The 8550-nt window shown below is 63.1% G+C and carries 7 protein-coding genes; 2 read left to right on the forward strand and 5 right to left on the reverse strand.

All coding sequences use genetic code 11. The features are described 5' to 3' along the window. Window positions 1-230 precede the first annotated feature (230 nt). The 3 genes from choV to K675_RS0105110 form a co-directional block, all read right to left on the reverse strand. Window positions 231-1409 carry a choline ABC transporter ATP-binding protein gene (gene choV, locus K675_RS0105100; protein WP_017902431.1) on the reverse strand — a complete coding sequence of 393 codons (1179 nt, stop codon included), beginning with the start codon at window positions 1407-1409 and terminating at the stop codon, window positions 231-233. Further along, window positions 1406-2251: a choline ABC transporter permease subunit gene (gene choW / locus K675_RS0105105; protein ID WP_026144945.1), complete on the reverse strand. Its 846-nt coding sequence runs from the start codon at window positions 2249-2251 to the stop codon at window positions 1406-1408. Before choW ends, choV begins: the two co-directional genes overlap by 4 nt. Window positions 2252-2320: 69 nt before the next feature. Further along, window positions 2321-3268 (reverse strand): choline ABC transporter substrate-binding protein, encoded by a 948-nt coding sequence (locus tag K675_RS0105110; RefSeq protein WP_017902433.1) that lies wholly within the window; start codon window positions 3266-3268, stop codon window positions 2321-2323. A 439-nt stretch (window positions 3269-3707) separates the two neighbouring features. Between K675_RS0105110 and K675_RS0105115 the strand changes: the two genes are divergently transcribed. Both K675_RS0105115 and K675_RS0105120 read left to right on the forward strand, forming a co-directional pair. After that, window positions 3708-5084, forward strand: coding sequence for an L-serine ammonia-lyase (locus K675_RS0105115; RefSeq protein ID WP_017902434.1), 1377 nt, complete (start codon window positions 3708-3710; stop codon window positions 5082-5084). A gap of 551 nt (window positions 5085-5635) precedes the next feature. After that, window positions 5636-6739 carry a GlxA family transcriptional regulator gene (locus K675_RS0105120; protein ID WP_017902435.1) on the forward strand — a complete coding sequence of 368 codons (1104 nt, stop codon included), beginning with the start codon at window positions 5636-5638 and terminating at the stop codon, window positions 6737-6739. Between the two features lie 222 nt (window positions 6740-6961). Here the strand turns inward: K675_RS0105120 and K675_RS0105125 are convergent, their stop codons facing one another. Further along, window positions 6962-7225, reverse strand: coding sequence for a hypothetical protein (locus tag K675_RS0105125; RefSeq protein ID WP_017902436.1), 264 nt, complete (start codon window positions 7223-7225; stop codon window positions 6962-6964). A 412-nt stretch (window positions 7226-7637) separates the two neighbouring features. Continuing rightward, window positions 7638-8550, reverse strand: a 913-nt coding sequence (locus tag K675_RS0105130) for a TauD/TfdA family dioxygenase (protein ID WP_017902437.1), incomplete at its 5' end; no start/stop codon positions are given.

The raw sequence follows: 8550 nt of genomic DNA on the forward strand, positions 1-8550 counted from the left end.
GTGGCGAGGGGGCTTGCCCCCGTTCGGCTGCGAAGCAGTCGTAAAATCGGTTGTCGCGTTCTGACTGATATAGCGCGATTACCGGTTTTGGGGCCGCTCCGCGGCCCAGCGGGGGCAAGCCCCCTCGCCACTGGGTGGATGGACCCCTCGCCACTGGGTGGACCCCTTGCCACAAACGAACGTCAGAAACAGAAACGCCGCGAGAGTCTCGCGGCGTTTCTGTTTCTGGCTTAGCCCAGGTTCTTGCCCAGCAACGCGTGATACAGCTCGCTGTCGCCAAGAATCCCCACCACCCGGTTGTTGTCGTGCAGCACCAGCTTGTTGCCGGTCTGGTAACGGATCTGCAGGGCATCGCGCATGCCGATGTTGGAGTCCACCAGGGTCGGGCTGCGGCCCAGGCTTTCCACCGCCTGGCCCTGCACCCAGCTCTGCAGGTTCAGGCTGGAGCCGTTCTGGCGGGCCCCCTTGATCGTGTTGCCTTCGGCCAGGTCGATCCACGAGTCGCCACCCGGATCGATGCACACCGAACCGTTGACGCGCTTGCAGTTGTCCAGGCTGCGCATCAGGCTGCGGCCACAGAGCACGTTGAGCGGGTTGGTATGGGCGACGAAGGTGCGCACATAGTCATCCGCCGGATTGAGCACGATGTCCTCGGGCTTGCTGTACTGGATGATCCGGCCGTCCTTCATGATCGCGATACGGCTGCCGAGCTTCAGCGCCTCGTCGAGGTCGTGGCTGACGAACACGATGGTTTTCGCCAGCTTGTTCTGCAGGGTCAGCAGTTCGTCCTGCAGGCCCTGGCGAATCAGTGGATCGAGGGCCGAGAACGGCTCGTCCATCAGCAGGATGTCGGCGTCCATCGCCAGCGCGCGGGCCAGGCCCACCCGCTGCTGCATGCCGCCGGAGAGTTCGTCGGGCTTCTTGTTGCGCCATTGCGCCAGGCCCACCAGTTCGAGCTTCTCGTCCACCAGCTTGCGTCGTTCCTTTTCCGGACGACCCTGCATCTCCAGGCCGAAGCTGATGTTTTCGCGCACCGTCAGCCAGGGCATCAGGGCGAATTTCTGGAACACCATGGCGATGCGCTTGGTGCGCATCATCTTCAGTTCGGCGGGCGTGCAGGAGGCGATATCGATCTGCCGACCTTCATGCTCGACGAACAGCTGGCCGCGGCTGACGGTGTTCAAGCCGTTGATGCAGCGCAGCAGGCTGGATTTGCCGGAACCGGAGAGGCCCATCAGCACGCAGATCTCGCCCTTCTCGATTTCCAGGCTGGCATTCTCGACGCCGACGATCTGACCGGTCTTCTTGAGGATTTCTTCCCGCTTGAGGCCCTTGTCCAGCAACGCGAGCGCCTCGCGCGGGTTCTTGGAGAAGATAACGTCTACCTTGTCGAAGCGAATGATGCTCATGCGTCCCCCTTGACCTGTGGGTCGGGTTGTTTGCAGATACGGTCGAGCATGATTGCCAGCAATACGATCGCCAGGCCGGCTTCGAAGCCCAGGGCGATATCAGCGGTGTTCAGTGCATTGACCACGGGTTTGCCCAGACCATCGGCGCCTACCAGCGCGGCGATCACCACCATCGACAGCGACAGCATGATGCACTGGGTGATGCCGGCGGCGATGCTCGGCATGGCATGGGGCAGTTCGATTCTGGAGAGCAACTGGCGGCGCGAGCAGCCGAAGGCCTTGCCGGCGTCCATCAGTTCCTGCGGTACGTCCTGGATGCCCAGGTAGGTGAGGCGGATCGGCGCGGCGATCGCGAACACCACGGTGGAAATCAGCCCGGGGACCACGCCCAGGCCGAACAGGGTCAGGGTAGGAATCAGGTACACGAAGGTCGGTACGGTCTGCATCAGGTCGAGGACCGGACGCATCATGGTATAGAACACCGGCTTGTGCGCGGCGACGATGCCCAGCGGCACACCGATGACCACGCAGACCAGGGTGGCGAACATCACCTGGGCGAGGGTTTCCATGGTTTCCTGCCAGTACCCCAGGTTCAGGATCAGCAGAAAGGAAGCGACGACAAAGGCGGTCAGGCCCCATTTGCGCTGGATCAGGTGGGCGATCAGCGCGATCAGCGCGATCAATGCCAGTGGGTTGAACCAGGCCAGCGCGAACGTCACGCCGTGGATCATCGTTTCCAGTGTCGACGCGATCGCATCGAAATAGTTGGCACCGTGTTTGGTCAACCATTCAACGAAGGCAGCGATGTACTGGCCCAGGGGAATTTTCTGTTCAGTCAGCATGGTATCGAACGTCCACATGCAGGGAAATAAATGCCGGTCCGGGCGGGCGGACCCGCCCGGTGCCGGCGGTTATTGCGCGAGCTTGGCTTTCACGGCTTCCAGGCCGGGTTTTCCGTCAATGGTGGTCACGCCAGCCAGCCAGGTATCGAGTACCTGTGGGTTTTTCTGCAGCCAGGCCTTGGCCGCGGCTTCGGGTTTCATCTTGTCGTCGAGGATGTTGCCCATCAGCGAGCTTTCCATGTCGACGGTGAATTCCAGGTTCTTCAGCAACTGGCCGACGTTGCTGCATTCCTGGACGTAGCCCTTGCGGGTGTTGGTCAGCACGGTGGCGGCGCCGAAGTCCGGGCCGAAATAGTCGTCGCCGCCGGTCAGGTACTGGATCTTGAAGCGCTTGTTCATCGGATGCGGCGCCCAGCCGAGGAAAACCACGGCGGTGTCGCGTTTCTGCGCGCGATCGACCTGCGAGAGCATGCCGGCCTCGCTGGACTCGACCACCTTGAAGCCGGCGTCCTTCAGGCCGAAGGCGTTCTTGTCGATCATGCTCTGGATCAGGCGGTTGCCGTCGTTGCCCGGCTCGATGCCGTAGATCTTGCCGTCCAGTTCCTTCTTGAACTTGGCGATGTCGGCGAAGTCGTGCAGGCCCTTGTCATACAAGGCCTGTGGCACGGCGAGGGTGTACTTGGCGCCCTTGAGGTTGGTGCGCACGGTGTCCACGGTGCCGGCGTCGCGGTAGGCCTTGATGTCGTTTTCCATGGTCGGCATCCAGTTGCCGAGGAACACGTCCATGTTCTTGCCGTCGGCCAGGGACTTGTAGGTCACCGGTACGGAAATCATGGTGGTCTTGGTCTTGTAGCCGAGGGCCTGGAGGACGACGCTGGTGGTGGCGGTAGTGGCGGTGATGTCGGTCCAACCGACATCCGAGAAGTTCACGGTGCTGCATTGGGCCGGTTCTGCGGCCTGGGCCAGCAGGGGGAGACTCAGCATGGCGGCCAACAACAACGAGGGGGAACCTTTCATCGGGGTAGACTCCTATCAGTTTCTTCTTGGCAGTGTCCAAAGGGACGATTGCGCTTAATTGTTCTGTTGCGGTTGGAGGCGTCGAGGACAGCTCTACCCCCGTGCCTTGCAATCGAGTCGGGATTGATCATGTACCAGCCTGAAAATGTCGCCTACGGGGTGCGTCGTATCCAGTACAGGGGGGGTCGCATCCAGTGTCGATGAGGTCGCTTACAGACTTTTCAGCCGATTTTTCCGTCTCGCGGACGCAAAAAAGCAGCGAAAAAAGCCTGTCGGCGGCGTCTGGCGTTGATGGACAAGATTGCGTCGGTGCGAGACGTCGAAGGCGATTTCAAAAGACTGATGATGTTTTCATTCCGGCGGATCGCGACTTCAGCGTAGCAGCCCCGCCACCGGGCGCCTGGCCGCCCGGATCCCGTATCCAGAGGACTTCGCAGTCATGGCAATCAGTGTGTTTGACCTGTTCAAGATCGGCATCGGCCCCTCCAGTTCGCACACCGTGGGGCCCATGCGGGCGGCGGCGCTGTTCGTGCAGGACTTGCGTGAACGCGACCTGCTGGGGCAGGTCCGGCGGGTCGAGGTGCAGCTCTATGGTTCCCTGTCGGCCACCGGCATCGGTCACGGCAGCGACACCGCGGTGATCATGGGGCTGATGGGCGAATGGCCGGACGCGATCGATCCGTCGCAGATCGGCCTGCGCATCGCCACCTTGCGTGAAACCGATACGCTACTGCTCGACAACCGCCTGCCGGTGCCTTTTGTCTGGTCGCGGGACATGCGCCTGCTCGACGAGAACCTGCCATTTCATCCCAACGCCATGACCCTGGTGGTGTTCGGCGATGACGGCGAGCTGCACCGCGACACCTACTATTCGGTAGGCGGCGGTTTCGTCGTTGACGAGGCGCAGGCGTCCAGCGGTGTCGCGGACATGGACAGCACCGTGCTGCCCTATGACTTCTCCAGTGCGGTGGAATTGCTCGAACTGTGCCGCCGGCACAACCTGCGGGTGGCCGAACTGATGATGGCCAACGAGCGCGTCTGGCGCTCGGAGGACGAGATTCGTGCCGGGCTGATGAAGCTTTGGCGGGCGATGCAGGAGTGCGTCGAACACGGCCTGCAGCACGAGGGCATCCTGCCCGGCGGGCTGAATGTACGCCGGCGCGCGGCCAAGCTGCATCGCAGCCTGCAGGAACTGAACAAGCCGAACGTGATCGGCTCGACCCTGAGCGCGATGGAGTGGGTCAACCTGTTCGCCCTGGCCGTCAACGAAGAGAACGCCGCCGGCGGGCGCATGGTGACGGCACCGACCAATGGCGCGGCGGGGATCATCCCGGCGGTGCTGCACTATTTCATGAAGTTCAGCGAGGCGGTGACCGACGCCAACGTCGTCGACTTCTTCCTGGGGGCGGCGGCGGTCGGCATCCTGTGCAAGAAGAACGCTTCGATTTCCGGTGCGGAAGTGGGTTGCCAGGGCGAGGTCGGTTCGGCCTGTGCGATGGCGGCAGCCGGCCTGGCCGAGATTCTCGGGGCGACCCCGGAGCAGTTGTGCAACGCCGCGGAAATCGGCCTGGAGCATAACCTCGGGCTGACCTGCGACCCGGTTGGCGGCCTGGTGCAGGTGCCGTGCATCGAGCGCAACGCGATTGCCGCGGTGAAGGCGATCAACGCGGCGCAGATGGCCCTGCGTGGTGACGGCCAGCACTTCATTTCCCTCGACCGGGTGATCCGCACCATGCGCGATACCGGGGCCGACATGCATGACAAGTACAAGGAGACATCGCGCGGCGGGTTGGCGGTCAGTGCGGTGGAGTGCTGATCTTTTAGCGGTGTGCCGGTTCGCGGATGAGTCCGGCTCCCAGTCTTGAGTCGCTCATAGGTTTCAGGAGCGGCGTCGAGCTGGGTGGGGCAGGATTCATCCGCTAAAGCACCAGTCGGTTCTCCACCGACCGAGTCTGTGCACTAATCGCCCACTCCTCACTGCCCGCGCCACCTTTTGGCGCGTCGCAAACAGATAACTCGGCTGTTGCCGCCAACCTTGTCGACAACGCTTCTCAGATAGCTTCCCGCGTGCCTGCGGTGACACTCGCCCACGGCGTCTACCTCGCCCGAAACACAAGTGCTACCGATCTGCTCAAATCCCCGGAACACACCTTCCACGCAAGTTTCCAGGGCCTATAACCCGCACTTGCGGCAAGGGCTATTCAGACAGGCCGCCATGTCGTTTTCAGGAGTTATTGAATGCACATTCAAATTTCGGCATGGCAATTGCTCTGTCATGACAAAGCGCCTTTTCCCACAGGGACAAGGGCCATACAACAAGAGCCTCCGCCTGAGGCCATAACCCGCTTTGTGTGAGGAGATATCGCGATGACGTCGTTCAACTCCGGGGCCCAACCTCAGAACCGTGCGCCTCAGTCCATCGGCTTCCTGCTGCTGGATAATTTCACGCTCATTTCCCTGGCCTCCGCGGTCGAGCCGCTACGCATGGCCAACCAGTTGTCCGGCCGGGAGCTGTATCGCTGGACAACGCTGAGCGTCGACGGTGGGCAGGTCTGGGCCAGCGACGGCTTGCAGATCACGCCTGACGCGGCCATGCACAAGGCGCCGGCGATGGATACCGTGATCGTCTGCGGTGGCATCGGCATCCAGCGCACCGTTACCCGCGAACACGTCTCCTGGCTGCAGGGCCAGGCCCGCCAGTCCCGCCGCCTGGGCGCGGTGTGCACCGGCAGTTGGGCGCTGGCCTGTGCCGGCCTGCTCGATGGCTTCGATTGCAGCGTGCACTGGGAATGTCTGGCGGCGATGCAGGAAGCCTTCCCGCGAGTGGCCATGAGCACCCGCCTGTTCACCCTCGACCGCAACCGCTTCACCAGCTCCGGTGGCACCGCGCCCCTGGACATGATGTTGCACCTGATCAGCCGTGATCACGGTCGCGAACTGTCGGCGGCGATCTCCGAGATGTTCGTCTACGAGCGCATCCGCAACGAGCAGGACCACCAGCGCGTGCCGCTCAAGCACATGCTCGGCACCAACCAGCCGAAGCTGCAGGAAATCGTCGCGTTGATGGAGGCCAACCTGGAGGAGCCGATCGACCTCGACGAGTTGGCGGTCTACGTCTCCGTGTCCCGTCGACAACTGGAGCGGCTGTTCCAGAAATACCTGCACTGTTCACCGTCGCGCTATTACCTCAAGCTGCGACTGATCCGAGCACGGCAACTGCTCAAGCAGACGCCGATGTCGATCATCGAAGTGGCTTCGGTCTGCGGCTTCGTCTCCACGCCGCACTTCTCCAAGTGCTACCGCGAGTACTTCGGCATTCCACCGCGTGATGAGCGCGTCGGTTCCAACACCGCCCAGCAGGTGGCGATGATGCCGATCCCGCAGGCCATGGTGCTGGCGCCGCTGTCCGGACCGATGTCGGCCCTGAGCCAGGCGCGCAACGAGTCGACCTTCGCCAGCGTGCGTCTCTGAAGTCGTTCAAGGCGGGTTGCCCCCTGTGGCTCTAGAGCGGCTGCGGAGGGGGCCCGAGGCTCTGTTCTGGACGGCTGGCGTCGTGGCGAGCGGGCTTGTCCGCGCTCGGCTGCCGGGCAGCCGCCAACCCCGTCGCCGCCGTTCTGGCTGAGGCACCGCGGTGCCTGGTTCCAGGGCCGCTGCGCGCCCCAACGTGGGCAAGCCCACTCGCCACATGGTGGCTCAGGCGCGTTTTTGCTGCTGGTAGTCGGCCAGCGCCGGCAGCAATTGCTTGTCGATGGCCTGGCGCACGGCCGGCAGGATCGTCGCGCTGCTGGTGTACATTTCCTTGACCATCTTGCGCAGCGCATAGGCGCGTGCGTCGTCCAGGCCGCGTACCGCATGCTCGCACGCCTGTTCGGCGGTGGCGCCGTTGGGCACCTGCAGGCCGAGGGACTTGAGTTGGCCCAACAGGTCTTCCTGGTCAATCAGATCTGCGTACATCATGGCGCTTTTCCTATTCAGGGCTGTTCGTGACTCGATTCTGGTAGGGCATGGAAGTGTCGGCAAGGACAGATTGTCGCGATGTCAGGGATGCCTATGAACATGTCGTTTTCGGCAAAGTCGGGGCCCGGATGAAGGGGCAAACTGGTTTCCAGCTGGGCCAGTCGATGGTTTGGTCACCCTCTCGACGCCACCGCTGAAGACACTCTCTCACCTCGATCCTGTCACGGCTTGATCGGGGTTTTTTTTGCCTGTGTCTTGCCAGTGGGCAGGCGTGTTCGTTGATCGCCAGCAAGCCGGCTCCCACAGCCTCGGATGGGGCTCCGGTTTCCTCGGGCAGTCCAGGGTGTGCATTGCACATCTGCCCTGCATGTTCTGTGGCAGCCGGCTTGCTGGCGATGGCCGCGCCGCCGATCTAACGCTGCAGCACCAGGATGCGCGACAGCAATTCATCCCGGTCGATGTAGCAACCCTGGAAATGCCGCGCTCCGCTGGTCGGGTCGAAGGCATTACGGGCGTGCAGCGTGCGACGGTTGTCGAAGCACCACAGCTGGCCCGGCTCGAGCCGCCGCACTACACGAAAACGCGCTTCGCGGGTCATGGCGATGAAGCGCCGGTAGGCGCCGTACAGCACCGGCATCTGCGCCACCGAGGCGTCGAACGGCCCACGCAGGAAGTTCGCCATGCGCACTTCGCTGACCTGGCCGAGGCTGTCCAGGGCGATCACCGGAGCCAGGCAGCGGTAGTCGCTGTGGCGGTCCTTGTTGCGGAACTCCACGGGGATCTCGCACAACGCCCGGAACGCCGCCGGGTCTTCCCGGCGCAGGGCATCGGCGATGGCAAAACCGTCGACGAAGATGCTCTCGCCGCCTTTGGCCTCGTTGACCAGGCAGTGCAGGAACTGCAGCCCCGGTTGCAGCTCGCGGGTCGGCAGGTCGCTGTGCAGGGGCAGGTTGAAGGCGGTGTAGGCATTACTGTCGGCATCGGCCTTGGACTGTACGTCGAACAGCACGCCGAAGTTGGTCTGGCGGATGAACGAGATCAGCTTCGCCACCTCCGTCAGCGTGCCGGGCTCGGTGGGCACGCCACGGACCTGGGTCAGGCCGGTGTCGCGCAGAGCCAGCAACCATTGCAGCAGCGCCTGCGGGTCGTTCCTGAGGTCGGCGTAGTCGAACACCGGCAGTTCGAGTTGGCTGTTCCACAGGCGGCTTTTCGGCTTGCCGGCCTGGCGTTCGGCACGCGAGGCGTCGTCATAGGCATGGGCGCGCAGCCAGCCCGGGTCGAAGCGGCTGGCGTGGCCGTCCTGCCAGTCGATGCACAGGCTGCCA

The organism is Pseudomonas fuscovaginae SE-1, from assembly GCF_000364705.1.
In the GTDB taxonomy this organism is placed as follows: domain Bacteria; phylum Pseudomonadota; class Gammaproteobacteria; order Pseudomonadales; family Pseudomonadaceae; genus Aquipseudomonas; species Aquipseudomonas fuscovaginae_A.